This is a genomic window from Streptomyces sp. NPDC017529, from assembly GCF_044329785.1.
Lineage (GTDB): Bacteria > Actinomycetota > Actinomycetes > Streptomycetales > Streptomycetaceae > Streptomyces.
The window spans coordinates 136,297-153,598 of the sequence record NZ_JBIRJY010000002.1 but is presented as its reverse complement, the minus strand read 5'-3'; the positions used below and the strand labels follow the sequence as shown (position 1 = coordinate 153,598).

Genomic DNA, 17,302 nt, shown 5'->3' with positions numbered 1-17,302 from the left:
TCGTTCCACCCTTCGGGTGAACATCGCGTCGGGTCGCTTGTCCTTTCGTACCCATTTCTTGGCGTATGCGAATTTGTAAGCGGTTTATCAGCTTTTTCGATTTCCGTTCCGCAGGTTCGCAGTTCAAGGAGTGAGGTGGCTGATGGCAGCCGCATCGAAGGTCACGGCCGGGATCGTCACGGCGACGGCGCTGGCGGCGGTCGCCGGCTGTGCCGGGGCTGACGGGGACGGGCCGGCCGGCGCCGGTGGGCGCCAAGCGGCGCCGCAGCGCACCGCACAGCAGGCCAAGCTCATCGGCGACGGCTCGACCGCGTACACGGGGGCCCAGCCGATGCAGCCGAAGGCCGTACGCCTGAGACCCGGCGAGCGGCCCCCGCAGTTCGTCGTCTTCTCCTGGGACGGCGCAGGCGAGGACAGCCAGAAGCTGTTCTCCCACTTCCGGGCGGTCGGCAAGAAGTACAACGCCCGCATGACGTACTTCCTGAGCGGCGTCTACCTGCTCCCGGGCAGCAAGAAGGAGGCGTACAACCCGCCCAAGCACAACCAGGGCGCCTCCGACATCGGGTTCAACGACGTCAGAGGCGTCCGCGACACCGTGGAGCAGATCCGCGGCGCCTGGATGGACGGCAACGAGATCGGCACGCACTTCAACGGCCACTTCTGCGGCGCCAACGGCGGGGTGGGCACCTGGTCGCCCGAGGAGTGGAAGAGCGAGATCCAGCAGGCCGAGTCCTTCGTGAAGAACTGGAAGACCCACACGGGCCTGAAGTCGGAGAAGCCGCTGCCCTTCGACTACAGCAAGGAACTCGTCGGCGGCCGCGCCCCCTGCCTCGAAGGCCAGCGCAACCTGATCCCGGCCGCCAAGGCGATGGGCTTCCGCTACGACTCCAGCTCCGTCGGCGGCCGGCAGCTGTGGCCCAAGCAGATCGACGGCGTCTGGGACTTCCCCCTCCAGCAGATCCCGGTGCCGGGCCGTGCCTTCGAGACGCTGTCGATGGACTACAACTTCCTCGCCAACCAGTCCGGCACCACCAAGGGCGACCCGGCGATGCACGCCGCCTGGGGCAAGCAGATGCGCGACGGTCTCGTCGCCGCGTTCGACCGGGCCGAGAAGGGCAACCGGGCGCCGCTCGTCGTCGGCAACCACTTCGAGTCCTGGAACGGCGGCACCTACATGCGTGCTGTCGAGGACGCCATCAAGACGATCTGCCCCCGCGAGGGCGTGCGCTGTGTGACGTTCAAACAACTGGCCGACTGGCTCGACGCGCAGGACCCACGCGTCCTGGAGAAGCTGCGCGCGCTGCCGGTGGGCGGGGCGCCGAAGGGCGGCTGGGGCGGCTATCTGGCCACGCCGTCGAGCAGGCCCGGCGCACCGGGCGCTCCCGGCGGTTCGGCCAGCCCGGCCGAGCCCGTGCGGCAGGGCGCGGAGTAGTCATACGGTCTGCGGGGCCCCTGCGGCCTCCGCGAGCACGAAGGCGGGGTCGACCTGGGCCGCCAGGTCGGCGCCCGTCTTCGCGTTCGCCCAGCTCTCCGCGTTCTTCAGGTGGAAGTGCACCATCTGGCGGGTGTACCGCTCCCAGTCGCGCTGCTCGTACGTTTCGTCAGCGGCGGCGTGCAGTTCCTTGAGCGCTTGCCGGTTGTCGGCTTCCAACAGGTCGAAGCGGGGCGGCCGGCCCTTCTCCATGGCCCGCACCCACGCCGAGTCCCCGACCGTCAGCAGCAGGTCCTCGCCCACCTCGGCGGCCAGGAAGTCGGCGTCGTCCGGCCCCTGCACCTTGTTGCCGACGACCTTGAGGGTGATGCCGTAGTCCCGCGCGTAGTCCCTGTACTGGCGGTAGACCGCGACGCCCTTACGGGTCGGCTCGGCGACCAGGAAGGTCATGTCGAAGCGGGTGAACATCCCGGAGGCGAACGAGTCCGAGCCCGCCGTCATGTCGACGACGACGTACTCCTCGCGGCCGTCCACGAGGTGGTTCAGGCACAGCTCCACCGCGCCGACCTTGGAGTGGTAGCAGGCCACGCCGAGGTCCGACTCGGCGAACGGGCCGGTCGCCATCAGACGCACCGTCTCGCCCTCCAGGTGCACGGGGCGGGCGCACGCCGTGTACACGGGGTTCTCCTCGACGACCCGCAGCAGCCGTGAGCCCTCGCCGGGCGGCGTCGTCTTGATCATCGTCTCGGCGGAGGCGATGCGCGGGTTGGTGCCGCGCAGGTAGTCCTTGACCAGCGGCAGCCGGGCGCCGAGCGCCGGCAGCCCGGCGGCCTCCGTCTCGTCCATGCCGAGGGCGGTGGCCAAGTGCTGGTTGATGTCGGCGTCCACCGCGACCACGGGGACGCGGGCGGTGGCGAGGTGGCGGATGAACAGCGAGGACAGCGTGGTCTTCCCACTGCCGCCCTTGCCCACGAAAGCGATCTTCATGTTCACGAACAGTAATCGCCGGGTTGCTTTGGGTGAGAGCCGCGGGTGAAGAAGACCACTCCTTCGAGCGGTTCGGCCTTGCGGTGCCCGGGGTGCGTAGGGTCGTACCCATGAGTACGACAGCCGATCCGCTCGCGACCCTGGCCTCGCTCCCGGGCGTCGCCGACTCCGTGGACTCCGTACGCAAGAGCGTGGACCGGGTCTACGGGCACCGGATCATGCGGCGGCGCAGCAACGAGATCACCTCCGAGGCCGCGCTGCGCGGAGCGCGCGCTTCCGCGGCGCTGTCCGGTGCCGACTGGGCGCTGGAGGAGGTGCGGCGGCGGACCGACTTCGGTGTGGAGGGCGAGCCCCGGACGGTCGGGGCGGCCCTGCGCCTGACCGCCGAGGCCGGCCAGCTGCTGAGCGTGTGGCGGCAGTCGCCGCTGCGGGTGCTGGCCCGGCTGCACCTGGTGGCGGCGAGCGGTGGCGCGCCGCAGGAGGCGGTGGGGCGGCCGCGGCTGGCGGGCGAGCCGGTCGACGAGCCCCTGGTCGAGCTGGCGCTGCCGGATGCGGACGAGGTCGCCGGACGCCTGGACGGGCTGGCGCGGCTGCTGCTGGCGGGCAGCGAGGCGCCTGCGCTGGTGGTGGCCGCGGTGGTGCACGGCGAACTGCTGGCGCTGCGGCCCTTCGGCTCGTACAACGGGCTGGTCGCGCGCGCGGCGGAGCGCATCGTGCTGGTCGGCAGCGGGCTGGACCCGAAGTCGGTCTGTCCGGCGGAGGTCGGTTACGCGGAGCAGGACCGGGCCGCATACGTGGCGGCTCTGGAGGGCTACGTGTCCGGCACGCCGGAGGGCGTGGCGGCCTGGATCGCGCACTGCGGCCGGGCGGTCGAGCTGGGGGCGCGGGAGAGCACGGCGGTATGCGAGGCGCTGCAGCGCGGGGCGGCGTGACGGAGTCGCCCTGACGGGGGCACCTGGAGGCGCTCCGGGCAAAGGGTTGCGGCGGTACCGAAACTTCCCGGTACCGCCGCTGGCACGTCCGTCGGGTTACCAAGCGTGCTCCGTATGTGCCGATCAGGTCGGAGAACTTGGTCCGTTACCTGGTGCGGCTGGCCCGTAATCGACGGGTCGGCGTCGCGTGGGTGCCCGGCTTCCGTGCTTCGGTCCGTGGGGCCTTGATGCGTAGAAGGTCTTCCTCTCGGATGTCCTCGGTCTCGCGGGCCGTTAATTCCTTTGTACTCCTGGCGAGGGGTAAGCGGAACCCCTCGCCACAGTTCTTTACTTTTCGTTTCAAACGCGGGTGATACGGGCAAAAGCCGGGCGGCGCCGGCTCGCGTACCAGACGAGGCCCGCGGTGGCGGCGGCCGCGCCCACCGCGGCCACGGTGGCGAGCACCGGCCGCGACGGCATGCTCAGGGATGGCAGCCGCTGCTTGAGCTGCACCGGCCGGGTGAAGGAGAGCACCGGCCAGCCCCGGTTCGCGGCCTCGCGGCGCAGCGCGCGGTCCGGATTGACGGCGTAGGGATGGCCGACGCTTTCGAGCATCGGGACATCGGTCGCCGAATCGCTGTAGGCGTAGCAGCGCGAGAGGTCGTAGCCCTCCGAGGCGGCGAGTTCCCTGACCGCCTGGGCCTTGGTCGGCCCGTAGGCGTAGTACTCCACCTCGCCGGTGAAGCGGCCGTCCTCGCCGACGACCATACGGGTGGCCACCACGCGGTCGGCGCCGAGCAGTTGGCCGATCGGCTCGACCACCTCGGCGCCCGAGGTGGAGACGATCACCACGTCGCGGCCCGCGGTGTGGTGCTCCTCGATGAGCGAGGCGGCCTCGTCGTAGATGAGCGGGTCGATGAGCTCGTGGAGGGTTTCCGCGACGATCTCCCGGACCTGGGCCACGTCCCAGCCCCGGCAGAGGGCCGACAGGTATTCACGCATCCGCTCCATCTGGTCGTGGTCGGCGCCGCCGGCGAGGAACACGAACTGGGCGTAGGCGGTGCGCAGTACGGCGCGGCGATTGATCAGGCCGCCTTGGTAGAACGACTTGCTGAAGGTCAGCGTGCTCGACTTAGCAATGACTGTCTTGTCCAGGTCGAAGAACGCGGCTGTCCGGGGTGTCGAGTGAGTCGCCGAGTGGGGCACGGAGTGGTTTTCCACGAGGCGAGCATAGGCGCCCACCATTCGGCGTAAGGTGTGGCGCGTGGGTTTGCCTGAGAAGGCTCTCGGGTACACCATGGAAGTCACGGATCGTTCGCGACCGTGCTAACCCGGTCCGACTCCTCCCCCCCCGAGTCGGCCGTGGGGACGACCCCCGCTCTCCCCCCCGGCGGGGGTCGTCGCATGTCCGGACGCGTTTTTGGCCGTCCGAGGCGGATCAGCCGCTTCCCCTTCGCCGTACGTCCCCGGCTTGCTGACGCCCGTTACAGGTTACGCAGGGTAGCCGTAGCGCTGCTCTAAGGAAGTCCCCAAGGTCGCCGGTATAGGTGACTGGGATATTCACAGCCATTGAGTTGTCCACAGTTTTGGACCAAGATCCACGGGATTTTCCGGATCGCTGCACGGTGAAACTCCGCGAGTTCGCGGATGTGTGAGTTGTGTAGCGATAGGGAGACGGAACGTGGCCGGACGCATGACTTCCGATCAGCCGCCCGCGACCGGTGAACGGACCGGCGGGCCATTGATCGTCACAGAGGACGACGTTCTCCTGGACGACCTTCTGAGACTGTGCGCGGCGGCCGGTGCGACACCGGAAGTGGCGTACGGCGGCTCCGCCCGCGGCCGGGGCCGGGGCTGGGCGGCGGCCCCGCTGGTGATCGTCGGGGCCGACTGCGCTCCCTGGCTGTGCGGGGCCGGCCGTCGCGGCGGAGTGGTGCTCGTCGGCCGCAGCGCGGACGACCGCCGCCTGTGGGAGCTGGCCGTCGCCGTGGGCGCGGAACGGGTGCTGGTGCTGCCCGACGGCGAGAGCTGGCTGGTGGACCGGATCGCCGACGCGGTGGAGGGCGTCGGGCCCGCGGCCGTGACGGTGGGGGTGATCGGCGGCAGCGGCGGCGCCGGCGCGAGCACCCTCGCCTGCGCCCTGGCCGTGACGGCGGCCCGCGCCGGCCGGCGGACGATCCTGGTCGACGCGGACCCGCTGGGCGGCGGCCTCGACGTCCTGCTGGGCGGCGAGAAGGAGGAGGGCCTGCGCTGGCCCGCCTTCGCCGAGTCGCGGGGCCGGGTGGCCGGCGGCGCCCTGGAGGAATCGCTGCCGCGGCTGCACTCCTTGCGCGTACTGAGCTGGGACCGCGGTGATTGCGTGGCGATCCCGCCGCAGGCGGTGCGGGCGGTCGTCGCGGCGGCGCGCAGACGGGGCGGTGCCGTGGTGGTCGACCTGCCGCGGCGGCTGGACGAGGCCGTGGCGGAGGCCCTCGCGCAGGTCGACCTCGGGCTGCTGGTCGTCCCCGCCGAACTGCGCGCGGTCGCGGCGGCCCGGCGGGTGGCGGCGGGCGTCCAAGCGGTGCTGCCGGACCTGCGGGTGGTGGCGCGCGGCGGGCCCGACCCGGCCGTCGGAAGGGCCGCGGAGCCGGCGCCCGACGACATCGCCCGATTGCTGGGGCTCCCCCTGGCGGGCGAACTCGCCTGGGAATCCGGCCTCCCCGACGGACTGGCCCGGGGCGCGCCCCCTGGAGGCGACCCCCGGGGCCCGTTGCGGCACTTCGGCACGGCCTTCTGGGAGCGGGTCCTGCCGCGCGACGAGCAGATGACGGGTGGCGGGGCGGGGCTTGGCCAAGCCACGGGGGGTGGGGGCGTATGAGGTGGGATCCGGTTCTCGACACGAGTCCTGGCCCCCTTGCGGAATCCGGCCTCCGCCTCACGGAACCCGGTCTCCGCACGGGCCCGGGTATCGGTACCGCCCTGTTGGAGGCGGTGCGCGAGCGGCTGGCGCTGGCGGGCGCGGAGCCGACGCCCGCGCGGGTCGCGATGGCGCTGCGCGCCGAAGGACGCCTGCTCGGTGACGCCGAGGTGCTGGGCGTCGTGGCGGCCCTGCGCTCGGAAATGGTCGGCAGCGGCCCGCTCGAACCGCTCGTCACCGCACCCGAGGTGACGGACGTACTGGTCACCGCGCCGGACGAGGTGTGGGTCGACCGCGGCTGCGGACTGGAGCGGACGGCCGTGCGCTTCGCCGACGAGGCCGCGGTGCGCCGCCTCGCGCAGCGGCTCGCCTCGGTGGCCGGGCGGCGGCTGGACGACGCCCGGCCCTGGGTGGACGCCCGGCTGCCCGACGGGACGCGCCTGCACGCCGTGCTGCCGCCGGTGGCGGTCGCGGGCACCTGCCTGTCGCTGCGGGTGCCGCGGCCCCGCGCCTTCACCCTGGCCGAACTGGCCGCGGCGGGCACGGTGCCGCCCGGTGGCGACCGGCTCCTGCGGGCCGTCCTGGACGCCCGGCTCTCCTTCCTGATCAGCGGCGGCACGGGCTCCGGCAAGACCACCCTGCTGAGTACGCTGCTCGGCCTGGTGAGCCCCGCCGAACGGCTCGTACTGGCCGAGGACTCGGCGGAGCTGCGGCCGGACCACCCCCATGTGGTGCGTCTGGAGACGCGGCCGGCGAACCAGGAGGGCACCGGTCGCGTCACCCTGCGGGACCTGGTGCGGCAGGCGCTGCGGATGCGGCCGGACCGGCTGGTGGTCGGCGAGGTGCGCGGCGCCGAGGTCACCGACCTGCTGGCGGCGCTGAACACCGGCCATGAGGGCGGCTGCGGGACCGTCCACGCGAACTCCCCGTGCGACGTCCCGGCGCGGCTGGAGGCCCTCGGGTCGGCAGCGGGGCTCGACCGGGCCGCGCTGCACAGCCAGCTGGCGGCCGCGCTGTCGGTGGTCCTGCACCTCGTACGGGACAGGACGGGCCGGCGGCGGCTCGCGCGGGTGGATGTCCTGGAGCGGGACCGGGACGGGTTCGTGGTGACCGTACCGGCCGCTGTGTGGGGGCCGGACGGATTTCAAGAGGCGCCCGGCCACCAGCGGTTGGCGCGGCTGTGCGAGCGGGGGAGGGCAGGCGATGAGTGACGTCGGTGCGACGGCGGTCGGCTCGGTGCCGGTGTGTGCGGCCGTGCTGTGCGCGGGGGCGGCGGCCTGGCTGTCCGGTGGGCGGTGCGACGGCGTGCGGCGGGCGCGCGTGCTGTTCGCGAACGAGGGCCGGGCGGGGCCGAGGAAGGTGGCGGGTGCGGCGAGCGCCGCGCGTAGGCTGCTCCGCTTTCCACGGGAGGTGTGGTGCCTGCCGGCCGGGGTCGGCCTGGGCGTGTTGGGGAGATCGGTGCTGCCGGTGCTCGCCGCGGTGGTCGCCATGTTCCTGGTCCGGCGGTGGCTCGGGTCCCGCGAGCGGGTGCGGGAGCGGGACCGCCGGAGTGCGGCGGTGATCGAGCTGTGCGAGGCGGTGGCGGCCGAGTTGCGGGCCGGTCGTCAGCCGGGCCAGGCGCTCGTGGCGGCCGGGGCACCGGGCCTCGGCGGGGCGGGTGCGGCAGTGGCGGCTGCGGCGCGGCTCGGCGGGGATGTGCCGCAGGCCCTGCGGGCGGCGGCGCGGTTGCCGGGCGCGGAAGGGCTGGCGGGCGTGGCGGCGTGCTGGCAGGTCGCCGTGGAAGGCGGCGCGGGGCTGGCCGCCGGGCTGGAGCGCATCGCGACGGCTCTACGGGCGCAGCGTGACCAACGCGAGGATTTACAGGCTCACTTGGCGGGCCCGCGAGCGACGGCCCTGATGCTCGCACTGCTGCCTGTGGGCGGCCTGGTGATGGGCAGCGCGCTGGGTGCCGACCCGTTGCGAGTGCTGCTGCATACGCCCGCCGGGTGGGCGTGCTTGTTGATCGGCGGCCTTCTGGAGTGGGGCGGTATCGCCTGGACGGCTCGCATCATCAGAGCGGCCGGGGAGCAGCCGCGTACGCACCCGTCCGCGGCGGTCGGCGAGGTGGGCCATGGCCGCTGAAAGCGTCCAAAAAGTTATCCACACCCTGGGGATTGTTTTCCCCGTCCTGACCGCCGGGGCCTGCGCGGTCTCGTCCCTGCGGGAAGCACACGGCGTACGGGCCGCGCGGCGACGGGCGCGGGCGTTGTCGGCTGCCGAAGAGGGCCGCGACATCCGGCGCCCGGTGCCGGAGAGATGGCGAAAACGCTGGGCCGAAGTGGTTCGGGAGTGGGCAGGGGCAGCGGCGGTGGCGGTGGTCGTGACCATTCTCGTCGGCGGAGCGGCCGGTGCCGTACTGGGACTCGCCGTGGCGTACGGGGCCGGGCGATGGCAGCGCCACACCAGGGACCGGACGGCGCGGCGGACGGCCGAGGCGGGCCTGCGTGCGGCACTGGCACCGGCCGCGGACCTCCTGGCGGCCTGCCTCGCGGCGGGCGCCGGGCCGCGTGAGTCCGCCGAGGCCGTGGGGCGCTCCTTCGGAGGGGTGGTCGGTGAGCGGTTGCAACACGTGGCCGCCGAGCTCCGGCTGGGCGGCGAGCCCGCGGTGTCGTGGCGGCGGTTCGGCTCACTGCCCGGTGCGCAGGGGCTGGCCCGCTGCATGGAGCGGGCCTGCATATCGGGGGTCCCGGCCGTGGACGGGGTGTCGCGGATCGCCGCGGGGCTGCGCGCCGAGTCGGCCCGCTCGGCGGCCGAACGGGCGCACCGGGCGGGCGTGTTGGTCACGCTGCCGCTCGCCGCGTGCTTCCTTCCCGCCTTCCTGGTGCTCGGCGTGATCCCGGTCCTGATCGGCCTGGCCGAGGGGCTCATGGCACACAACTGACGCACGAACCGGAGCAAGTGAACCAAGCGGACGAATCGACAGGGGGAAGTGATGTTCGTACGAAGGTGGTTGGAGCGAGCCGGTACGGCTGTTCGGAGCCGGATCGCGGCGGCCCGCGGCAAGGCTGGACCGGACCAGGGCATGACCACGGCGGAGTACGCCTTGGGGACGCTCGCGGCGTGCGCGGCCGCCGCCCTGCTCTACAAGGTGCTGACGAGCGGCGCGATGGAATCGGCGCTGCGCTCGGTGATCGGAAAGGCGCTCGGCGTCCATGTCTGACGAAGAGCGCGACGGGGCCTGCGCAGGGCCTCGCGACGAGTCCGGCGACGCGGGTTACGTGACGGCGGAGGCGGCCTTGGTCATCCCGGTCCTCGTGGTGATCACGGGAATGCTGCTGTGGGGAGTGATGGTCGCTTGCGCGCAGATCCAGTGCGTGGACGCCGCGCGGGCCGGAGCGCGCGCGGCGGCCCGGCAGGAGACGCCGGGGGCGGTCGACGCGGTGGCCCGTAGTGCGGCGCCGCGCGGTGCGCGGGTGGCACTGACGCGGGACGGCGACCTGGTCCGCGTACGGGTCGACGCGGCGTCGCCGGGCGTCGGACCGCTGACGTTGGGGCTCAGAGGGGAGGCGGCGGCTCTTGCGGAGGAAACGGTGGGGCGATGAGGGCTCGGCCACGGTGTGGGCGGTGCTCGCGGCGATGGCGCTGTGCACCGTGTTCGCGGTGGTGATCGCCATGGCGCAGGCGGTGATCGCTCGGCACCGGGCGGCGTCCGCGGCGGACTTGGCGGCGTTGGCCGCGGCGGGCAGGGCGGTCCACGGCGCGCCGGCCGCCTGCGGTGACGCCCGCAGGGTGGCGGCGGCCCAAGGCGTCCGGCTGGTGCGCTGCGCTGTGCGCGGGGACGTCGCCGACGTCACGGCCCGGGCTCGTACCGGCCCCTTCAGCTCGGACATCCGCGCCCGCGCGGGACCGCCGACGGCCGTACCTGCCAGGGCGATACCCGCCTCGGCACCCACCCCGGCAGGGGCCTCGGCACAGGCCTTGGCCCCGGCTCGGAAGCCTTTACCGAACGGTCGACCACCGGGAGGCGTGCCATGACCGTGATCGACGTACTGGGGACCGCGGCCGCGCTGCCGGCGGGCGTACCGCACGCGGTCCGGGCGGGCAGCCGGGGCTCGTTGATGGTCTTGGAGGCGGATGAGGAGTAAGGGACGCACCCGGGTGCTCAGGTGGCGTCTTCCGTGCCAGGAGAGGCCGGTCGCGGCGCCGACCTGAGGAGTTCGGTCAGGAGGCGGACCGCGCCTCGCTTGTGGAGCGGGTCGTTGCCGTTGCCGCACTTGGGGGACTGGATGCAGGACGGGCAGCCGGCCTCGCACTCGCAGGAGGCGATGGCCTTGCGGGTGGCGGCGAGCCAGGCGGGGGCGGTGTGGAAGGCACGTTCGGCGAAGCCCGCGCCGCCCGGGTGGCCGTCGTACACGAACACGGTCGGAAGGAGGGTGTCGGGGTGCAGGGGCAGGGAGACGCCGCCGATGTCCCAGCGGTCGCAGGTGGCGAACAGCGGCAGCAGGCCGATGGAGGCGTGCTCCGCGGCGTGCAGGGCGCCGCCCAGTTGCTCGGGGTTGACCCGGGCCGCGTCGAGCTGGTCCTCGGTGACCGTCCACCACACGGCCCTGGTGCGCAGCGTACGGGGCGGCAGGTCGAGCTTGGTCTCGCCCAGCACCTCGCCCGTGATGAGCCGCCGGCGCAGGTAGGAGACGACCTGGTTGGTCACCTCCACCGAGCCGAAGCACAGGCGGGCGTCGCCCCAGGCGATCTCGGTCTCGGTCTCCAGGATGGAGATGGCGGTGGTGTCGCGGGCGGTGGTCGAATACGGCGGGTTCGCCTCCGCGACGAGGGCCACGTCGTCCTCCAGGTCCAGGTGCTCGACCAGGTATGTACGGCCCTGGTGGAGGTGGACGGCGCCGTCGTGGACGGTGGTGTGCGCGGCGCCCGCGTCCACCGTGCCCAGGAGGCGGCCCGTACCGGCCTCCACGACCTGTACGGGGGAGCCGCCCTGCCCGCGGATGTCGGCGAGGTCGGCGGCCCGTTCGCGGCGCGTCCAGTGCCAGGCCTTGGCCCGGCGGCGCAGGAGCTTGCGGGCCTCCAGGGAGGGGAGCAGACCGGGCGCGGCCGGGCCGAAGAGGGCGAAGTCGTCTTCGGTGAGCGGGAGTTCCGCGGCTGCCGCGCACAGGTGCGGGGCGAGGACGTACGGGTTGTCCGGGTCCAGGACGGTGGATTCGACGGGTTGGTCGAAGAGCGCCTCCGGGTGGTGGACGAGATAGGTGTCCAGAGGGTCGTCGCGGGCGACGAGGACGGCGAGCGCGCCCTGCCCGGAGCGCCCCGCGCGCCCGGCCTGCTGCCACAGGGAGGCGCGGGTGCCCGGATAGCCGGCGATCAGCACCGCGTCGAGCCCCGAGACGTCCACGCCCAGCTCCAGGGCCGTGGTCGCGGCCAGGCCGAGCAGGTCGCCGGTGTGCAGCGCGCGCTCCAGCGCCCGCCGCTCCTCGGGCAGGTAGCCGCCCCGGTAGGCGGCCACCCGGTGAGCCAGCGCGCGGTCGGCCGCTCCGAGCCGTTCCTGCGCGATGAGGGCGATCAGCTCGGCGCCGCGCCGGGACCGTACGAAGGCGACGGTGCGTACGTCCTGGAGGGCGAGGTCGGTGAGCAGGTCGGCGGTCTCGGCGGTGGCGGTGCGGCGGACGGGGGCGCCCTGCTCGCCGTGCAGGTCCGTCAGTGGCGGTTCCCAGAGGGCGAAGACCAGTTCGCCGCGTGGCGAGGTGTCCTCCGTGATCTGTGCCACGGGCAGCCCGGTGAGGCGTTCGGCCGCCTGCGCCGGCTCGGCGGCGGTGGCCGAGGCCAGCAGGAACACCGGCTCGGAGCCGTACCGGGCGCAGACACGCCGGAGGCGGCGTATGACCTGGGACACATGCGAGCCGAAGACGCCGCGGTAGGCGTGGCACTCGTCGATGACGACGTAGCGCAGGGCGCGCAGGAAGGAGGACCAGCGGGGGTGGGCCGGGAGGATGCCCAGGTGCAGCATGTCGGGGTTGGTCAGGACGTAGTTGCCGTACTGGCGCACCCATTCGCGTTCTTCGACCGGCGTGTCGCCGTCGTACACGGCGGGCCGGACCGCGGTACCGAGCGGCGCGGCGAGTTCGCGCACGGCGCGCCGCTGGTCGGCGGCGAGCGCTTTGGTGGGCGCGAGGTACAGGGCGGTGGCGCCGCGGCCGTTCGGCGCCTCCGATCCGTCCAGCAGCCCGGAGAGTACCGGCGCCAGGTAGGCGAGCGACTTTCCCGAGGCCGTGCCGGTGGCGATGACGACCGACTCGCCGCGCAACGCGTGCTCGGCCGTACGGGCCTGATGCTCCCACGGGCGCTCGATCCCGGCGGCGCGGATGGCGTCGATCACCTCCGGACGGATCCGTGCGGGCCATTCCGCATGGCTGCCGATGCGCGGGGGCAAGTGCTCCGTATGAGTGATGCGCGTAGCGCGGGACGCCCCCTGGGTGAGACGGTCCAGGACCGTGCGTGGGGAGGGGCTGATGCCCGCGTCCGGGGGCAGCTGATTGGAGGCCATCGGCACCGAGTGTGTCACCGGTGTGACGGACAATGCTCACAAGGCGTCGTGCACGCCTGCTGGTAAGTGATTGAATGCCATCGCGGCTGCCGATCCATGGGGGGCGACCGCTCGATAGCAAGGTGCTGGAGGATCCGTGGACCTGTCCCTGTCGACCCGGACCGTTGGCGACCGTACGGTCGTCGAGGTCGGTGGCGAGATTGATGTATACACCGCGCCCAAGCTGCGTGAGCAGCTGGTCGAGCTCGTGAACGACGGAAGCTACCACCTCGTGGTGGACATGGAGCGTGTCGACTTCCTGGACTCCACGGGGCTCGGCGTTCTGGTCGGCGGGCTCAAGCGGGTGCGGGCCCATGAGGGCTCGCTGCGCCTGGTCTGCAACCAGGAGCGCATTTTGAAGATCTTCCGTATCACCGGACTGACCAAGGTGTTCCCGATTCACACCTCGGTCGACGAAGCCGTCGCAGCCACCGACTGACGGTTTTCCGGGGCCCCGTGCCGAGGGCGCGGGGCAGGAAGCAGTGGGGGGGCACCGGGCTTGGCGGTCCGGCCCCCTGCGTTGCACGCCCGCATACCGAGGGGGATGGCATGGCCACCGTCGAGCTCCGTTTCAGCGCCCTTCCCGAGCACGTCCGGACCGCGCGCCTGGTCGCGGCCGCCGTGGCGCGGCGGGCCGGTGTGGACGAGGCCGTGTTGGACGAGGTTCGGCTCGCCGTCGGCGAGGCGTGCACCCGCGCGGTGGGCCTGCACCGCACCAACAACATCGCGGCGCCCGTACGGGTCGCCCTGGTGGAGGACGAGAAGAAGTTCTCCATCGAGGTGGGCGACGAGGTCCCGGGCAGCCCGGCCGGCGCCGCGGCCGTGCCCGGCGTCCGCGGCATCGACGGCGAGCCGCTGCCCGGCGCGCCCGCCTCGGAGAACGGCGACGGGGCGGAGGGCGACGACGAGATGGGCCTGGCGGTCATCAGCGGGCTCGTCGACGACGTCGAGGTGACCTCGGGCGAGAGCGGCGGCGTCATCCGCATGAGCTGGCCGACGGTGACGGCGCCGGTGCTTCCGTAGCGGGCACCCGGGCCCGCGTCGCGCTTCCGTAGCGCGCGGGAAGCCCTGACACCGCCGTAGAAGGCCCCTGCGCCACCGTACGAGGCCCGACCGCCCTACCGGGTTCCCTGACCGAATCACCCGGGCCGCGCGACCGTACGAAGCGTACGAAGCCGCGCCACCGCGAAGCCGCGCCACCACGGCCCCGCCGCCCACCGCCAGCCCCGCCGCCCGCCGGCTACGTCACCTCACCCGGCGGCACCCCCACCATTCGGCGGTACGCGCCCCGACTCTTTCCCGCGCCCGCGGCCGCCGCACGTAGCCGGTCGCCCGGATGTGCCCGTCTCTGCGCGCACCCCGTTCTTCAGGCCAGATCGGTACGCCCACTCGGCCGTACGGGTCGTACGGTCCGCCGCCGTGCTCGGGGAGCGCGCGCACCCGTACCGGACTGCGTACTTCCGTGGCGGTGCCGCGCGTCCGGGCCGACGGTCGCCCGCCGCCCGCGCGCCGCCCCGGGGAGAGCGCCCTCCATGCCGCCGGCGCCCCGCCGACCGGACGAGCGCACGCGTACGTCCCCGCGCGTCCCCGGCCGCCCGGCGCTCCCGCCGGCCCGTCACCGCACCTCCCGCGGCTCCGTTGAGCAGCGGCGTTAGGTAAGACACTGAGATCATCACTCAGTTGTCAGCTAATTATTCACATTCATTCGTCCAGGCGAATTGCGGCGAGGCTTCTCCGGCCGCTCGATTTTCGATCTTCGCCGCTTCTTCGCCTGATCTCTGTCCGATCTCCGCCCGTGCTTCGAACGATCTCGGCCGTCACCGGCGAATTCCCTTTGAGGCGCACTGTTTTGATCCGGTGCCGCTACCTACAATCCGTCCACACCTTTGCTCAGGACGCCTGAGCGTGCATCCGCGCGCCCATGTGCCAAACGTCAAGGAGGACGAATGGCGGGGCCTTACACCCCTCAGTTGCTGGAACACCCCTCATACCTGGCCGAGCCATCGCTGACGTCGGGAAACCGCGGCATCGTGCTGGTGATCGCCGTGGTGGCGCTCGCGGCGCTGGCCGTCGCGGCGGTGCTGGTGCGTCAAGTGCTCGCGGCCGGTGAGGGCACCGACAGCATGAAGAAGATCGCCGCTGCCGTGCAGGAAGGCGCGAATGCCTATCTCGCGCGGCAGTTGCGCACCCTCGGCGTTTTCGCCGTCGTGGTGTTCTTCCTGCTCATGCTGCTACCCGCGGACAACTGGACGCAGCGCGCCGGGCGCAGCGTCTTCTTCTTGATCGGCGCCGGTTTCTCGGCCGCCACCGGCTATATCGGGATGTGGCTGGCGGTGCGCAGCAATGTGCGCGTCGCTGCCGCCGCCAGGGAAGCCACGCCGGCCGAGGGCGAAGCGAAAAAGGATCTCACGGCCGTTTCGCACCGGGCCATGAAGATCGCTTTCCGTACGGGTGGCGTCGTCGGCATGTTCACCGTGGGGCTCGGCCTGCTGGGCGCGTCCTGTGTGGTGCTCGTCTACGCGGTCGACGCGCCCAAGGTCCTGGAGGGCTTCGGCCTCGGCGCCGCGCTGATCGCGATGTTCATGCGCGTCGGCGGCGGCATCTTCACCAAGGCCGCCGACGTCGGCGCCGACCTCGTCGGCAAGGTCGAGAAGGGCATCCCCGAGGACGACCCGCGCAACGCCGCGACCATCGCGGACAACGTGGGCGACAACGTCGGCGACTGCGCGGGCATGGCCGCCGACCTCTTCGAGTCGTACGCCGTGACGCTGGTCGCCGCCCTGATCCTGGGCATGGCCGCCTTCGGCGACTCGGGCCTGGCCTTCCCGCTGCTGGTCCCGGCCATCGGCGTGCTCACGGCGATGGTCGGCATCTTCGTCGTGGCGCCCCGGCGCTCCGACCGCAGCGGCATGACCGCCATCAACCGCGGCTTCTTCATCTCCGCGGCCATCTCGCTGGTCCTCGTGGCGGTCGCGGTCTTCGCGTACCTGCCGTCCTCGTACGCCGACCTGTCCGGCGTCACGGACCCCGCCATCCTGGGCCGCAGCGGCGATCCGCGGATCCTGGCGCTGGTGGCGGTAGCCATCGGCATCGTGCTGGCCGCGCTCATCCAGCAGCTCACCGGCTACTTCACCGAGACCACCCGGCGGCCCGTCCGCGACATCGGCAAGACCTCCCTGACCGGCCCGGCGACGGTGGTGCTCTCCGGGATCTCCATCGGTCTGGAGTCCGCTGTCTACTCCGCCGTGCTGATCGGCCTGGCCGTGTACGGGGCGTTCCTGCTGGGCGGCGCGTCCATCATGCTGGCCCTGTTCGCGGTGGCGCTGGCCGGTACCGGGCTGCTGACCACCGTCGGCGTCATCGTCGCGATGGACACCTTCGGCCCGGTCTCCGACAACGCGCAGGGCATCGCCGAGATGTCCGGCGACGTCACCGGCGACGGCGCGCAGGTCCTCACCGACCTCGACGCCGTCGGCAACACCACCAAGGCCATCACCAAGGGCATCGCCATCGCCACGGCGGTGCTGGCCGCGGCCGCGCTGTTCGGCTCGTACCGCGACGCCATCGCCACGGCCGTACGGGACGTGGGGGACGCCGCCCGGGGCATGGGCCTGAGCCTGGACATCTCGCAGCCGAACAACCTGGTGGGCCTGATGCTGGGCGCCTCGGTCGTCTTCCTCTTCTCGGGGCTGGCGATCAGCGCGGTGTCCCGGTCGGCCGGCTCGGTCGTCTACGAGGTGCGCCGGCAGTTCCGCGAGAAGCCCGGGATCATGGACTACACGGAGCAGCCGGAGTACGGGCGTGTCGTGGACATCTGCACCAAGGACGCGCTGCGCGAGCTGGCCACGCCCGGCCTGCTGGCGGTGCTCACACCGATCGCCGTCGGCTTCTCGCTCGGTGTCGGCGCGCTCGGCTCGTTCCTGGCGGGCGCGATCGGCACCGGCACCCTGATGGCGGTGTTCCTCGCCAACTCCGGGGGCGCCTGGGACAACGCCAAGAAGCTGGTCGAGGACGGCCATCACGGCGGCAAGGGCAGCGAGGCGCACGCCGCGACCGTCATCGGCGACACGGTCGGCGACCCGTTCAAGGACACCGCGGGCCCCGCGATCAACCCGCTGCTGAAGGTCATGAACCTGGTGGCGCTGCTGATCGCGCCGGCCGTCGTGAAGTTCAGCTACGGCGCGGACAAGAACATCGGCGTACGGATCGTGGTCGCGGTCCTGGCCATCGGGGTCATCGTCGGCGCGGTGTACGTCTCCAAGCGCCGCGGCATCGCGGTGGGTGACGAAGACAACAACTCGGGGAAGGTGGCCCAGACCGTCGACCCGGCGGTGGTCTCCTGACGGGCGGAGCATCCGCGCCGCTCAACGGGCGGGGGGGGGGGGGGGGGTTTTGGGCGCCGCCCCCCCCCCCCCCCCCGCGGGGGGGGGGGGCCCGGGGGGGGGGGCCAAAGGGGCCAAACCGGGGGGGAGGGGCCCCCCCCCCCCGGTTGGGGGCCCGGGGCCCGG

Annotated in this window: 15 protein-coding genes; 12 read left to right on the top strand and 3 right to left on the bottom strand. The window is 72.7% G+C overall.

Annotation, left to right across the window (positions count from 1 at the left end; all coding sequences use genetic code 11):
• Positions 1–142 precede the first annotated feature (142 nt).
• The gene (locus ACH4K4_RS04305; protein WP_398164711.1) at positions 143–1,432 is read left to right on the top strand and encodes a hypothetical protein; all 1,290 of its coding nucleotides are present in this window, start codon (positions 143–145) and stop codon (positions 1,430–1,432) included.
• Here the strand turns inward: ACH4K4_RS04305 and ACH4K4_RS04300 are convergent, their stop codons facing one another.
• Entirely contained in the window at positions 1,433–2,419 is a 987-nt protein-coding gene (locus tag ACH4K4_RS04300) for an ATP-binding protein (protein ID WP_398164709.1), read from the bottom strand.
• A 110-nt stretch (positions 2,420–2,529) separates the two neighbouring features.
• On the opposite strand from ACH4K4_RS04300, the gene ACH4K4_RS04295 reads away from it, so the two are divergent.
• Positions 2,530–3,351, top strand: coding sequence for an oxidoreductase (locus ACH4K4_RS04295; protein WP_398164707.1), 822 nt, complete (start codon positions 2,530–2,532; stop codon positions 3,349–3,351).
• A gap of 339 nt (positions 3,352–3,690) precedes the next feature.
• On the opposite strand, the gene ACH4K4_RS04290 is transcribed toward ACH4K4_RS04295, so the two are convergent.
• Entirely contained in the window at positions 3,691–4,575 is an 885-nt protein-coding gene (locus tag ACH4K4_RS04290; RefSeq protein ID WP_398164705.1) for an HAD family hydrolase, read from the bottom strand.
• Positions 4,576–5,011: 436 nt separating this feature from the next.
• On the opposite strand from ACH4K4_RS04290, the gene ssd reads away from it, so the two are divergent.
• The 7 genes from ssd (at position 5,012) to ACH4K4_RS04255 (ending at position 10,240) form a co-directional block, all read left to right on the top strand.
• The gene (ssd, locus tag ACH4K4_RS04285) at positions 5,012–6,187 is read left to right on the top strand and encodes a septum site-determining protein Ssd (RefSeq protein WP_398164704.1); all 1,176 of its coding nucleotides are present in this window, start codon (positions 5,012–5,014) and stop codon (positions 6,185–6,187) included.
• A 101-nt stretch (positions 6,188–6,288) separates the two neighbouring features.
• Positions 6,289–7,437: a TadA family conjugal transfer-associated ATPase gene (locus ACH4K4_RS04280; RefSeq protein WP_398165398.1), complete on the top strand. Its 1,149-nt coding sequence runs from the start codon at positions 6,289–6,291 to the stop codon at positions 7,435–7,437.
• A complete protein-coding gene (locus ACH4K4_RS04275; RefSeq protein ID WP_398164703.1) occupies positions 7,430–8,347 on the top strand; it encodes a type II secretion system F family protein in 918 nt (305 codons plus the stop codon). Before ACH4K4_RS04280 ends, ACH4K4_RS04275 begins: the two co-directional genes overlap by 8 nt.
• Positions 8,337–9,146 carry a type II secretion system F family protein gene (locus ACH4K4_RS04270; protein ID WP_398164702.1) on the top strand — a complete coding sequence of 270 codons (810 nt, stop codon included), beginning with the start codon at positions 8,337–8,339 and terminating at the stop codon, positions 9,144–9,146. Before ACH4K4_RS04275 ends, ACH4K4_RS04270 begins: the two co-directional genes overlap by 11 nt.
• 51 nt (positions 9,147–9,197) lie before the next feature.
• Positions 9,198–9,425, top strand: a complete 228-nt coding sequence (locus ACH4K4_RS04265; RefSeq protein ID WP_398164701.1) for a DUF4244 domain-containing protein — start codon at positions 9,198–9,200, stop codon at positions 9,423–9,425.
• On the top strand, positions 9,418–9,807 hold the full coding sequence (locus ACH4K4_RS04260; protein ID WP_398164700.1) for a TadE family type IV pilus minor pilin: 390 nt from the start codon (positions 9,418–9,420) through the stop codon (positions 9,805–9,807). The genes ACH4K4_RS04265 and ACH4K4_RS04260 overlap by 8 nt, the downstream gene beginning before the upstream one ends.
• Before the next feature lie 34 nt (positions 9,808–9,841).
• Positions 9,842–10,240 carry an Rv3654c family TadE-like protein gene (locus ACH4K4_RS04255; RefSeq protein ID WP_398165396.1) on the top strand — a complete coding sequence of 133 codons (399 nt, stop codon included), beginning with the start codon at positions 9,842–9,844 and terminating at the stop codon, positions 10,238–10,240.
• A 127-nt stretch (positions 10,241–10,367) separates the two neighbouring features.
• On the opposite strand, the gene ACH4K4_RS04250 is transcribed toward ACH4K4_RS04255, so the two are convergent.
• The gene (locus ACH4K4_RS04250; RefSeq protein ID WP_398164699.1) at positions 10,368–12,755 is read right to left on the bottom strand and encodes a DEAD/DEAH box helicase; all 2,388 of its coding nucleotides are present in this window, start codon (positions 12,753–12,755) and stop codon (positions 10,368–10,370) included.
• 136 nt (positions 12,756–12,891) lie between these two features.
• Here ACH4K4_RS04250 and bldG point away from each other — a divergent pair, with 136 nt between their 5' ends.
• From bldG to ACH4K4_RS04235, 3 genes are all read left to right on the top strand, one after another.
• On the top strand, positions 12,892–13,233 hold the full coding sequence (bldG, locus tag ACH4K4_RS04245) for an anti-sigma factor antagonist BldG (RefSeq protein WP_004571875.1): 342 nt from the start codon (positions 12,892–12,894) through the stop codon (positions 13,231–13,233).
• A gap of 110 nt (positions 13,234–13,343) precedes the next feature.
• Positions 13,344–13,817: an ATP-binding protein gene (locus ACH4K4_RS04240; protein WP_398164697.1), complete on the top strand. Its 474-nt coding sequence runs from the start codon at positions 13,344–13,346 to the stop codon at positions 13,815–13,817.
• 923 nt (positions 13,818–14,740) lie between these two features.
• A complete protein-coding gene (locus ACH4K4_RS04235) occupies positions 14,741–17,137 on the top strand; it encodes a sodium-translocating pyrophosphatase (protein WP_398164695.1) in 2,397 nt (798 codons plus the stop codon).
• The last annotated feature ends 165 nt before the right edge of the window (positions 17,138–17,302 follow it).

Excerpts from the sequence above, each read along its gene's own strand:
- ACH4K4_RS04305 (WP_398164711.1), top strand. The coding sequence starts at position 143 with ATGGCAGCCGCATCGAAGGTCACGGCCGGGATCGTCACGGCGACGGCG.
- ACH4K4_RS04300 (WP_398164709.1), bottom strand. The coding sequence starts at position 2,419 with ATGAAGATCGCTTTCGTGGGCAAGGGCGGCAGTGGGAAGACCACGCTG.
- ACH4K4_RS04295 (WP_398164707.1), top strand. The coding sequence starts at position 2,530 with ATGAGTACGACAGCCGATCCGCTCGCGACCCTGGCCTCGCTCCCGGGC.
- ACH4K4_RS04290 (WP_398164705.1), bottom strand. The coding sequence starts at position 4,575 with ATGGTGGGCGCCTATGCTCGCCTCGTGGAAAACCACTCCGTGCCCCAC.
- ACH4K4_RS04275 (WP_398164703.1), top strand. The coding sequence starts at position 7,430 with ATGAGTGACGTCGGTGCGACGGCGGTCGGCTCGGTGCCGGTGTGTGCG.
- ACH4K4_RS04270 (WP_398164702.1), top strand. The coding sequence starts at position 8,337 with ATGGCCGCTGAAAGCGTCCAAAAAGTTATCCACACCCTGGGGATTGTT.
- ACH4K4_RS04265 (WP_398164701.1), top strand. The coding sequence starts at position 9,198 with ATGTTCGTACGAAGGTGGTTGGAGCGAGCCGGTACGGCTGTTCGGAGC.
- ACH4K4_RS04260 (WP_398164700.1), top strand. The coding sequence starts at position 9,418 with ATGTCTGACGAAGAGCGCGACGGGGCCTGCGCAGGGCCTCGCGACGAG.
- ACH4K4_RS04255 (WP_398165396.1), top strand. The coding sequence starts at position 9,842 with ATGGCGCTGTGCACCGTGTTCGCGGTGGTGATCGCCATGGCGCAGGCG.
- ACH4K4_RS04250 (WP_398164699.1), bottom strand. The coding sequence starts at position 12,755 with ATGGCCTCCAATCAGCTGCCCCCGGACGCGGGCATCAGCCCCTCCCCA.
- ACH4K4_RS04240 (WP_398164697.1), top strand. The coding sequence starts at position 13,344 with ATGGCCACCGTCGAGCTCCGTTTCAGCGCCCTTCCCGAGCACGTCCGG.
- ACH4K4_RS04235 (WP_398164695.1), top strand. The coding sequence starts at position 14,741 with ATGGCGGGGCCTTACACCCCTCAGTTGCTGGAACACCCCTCATACCTG.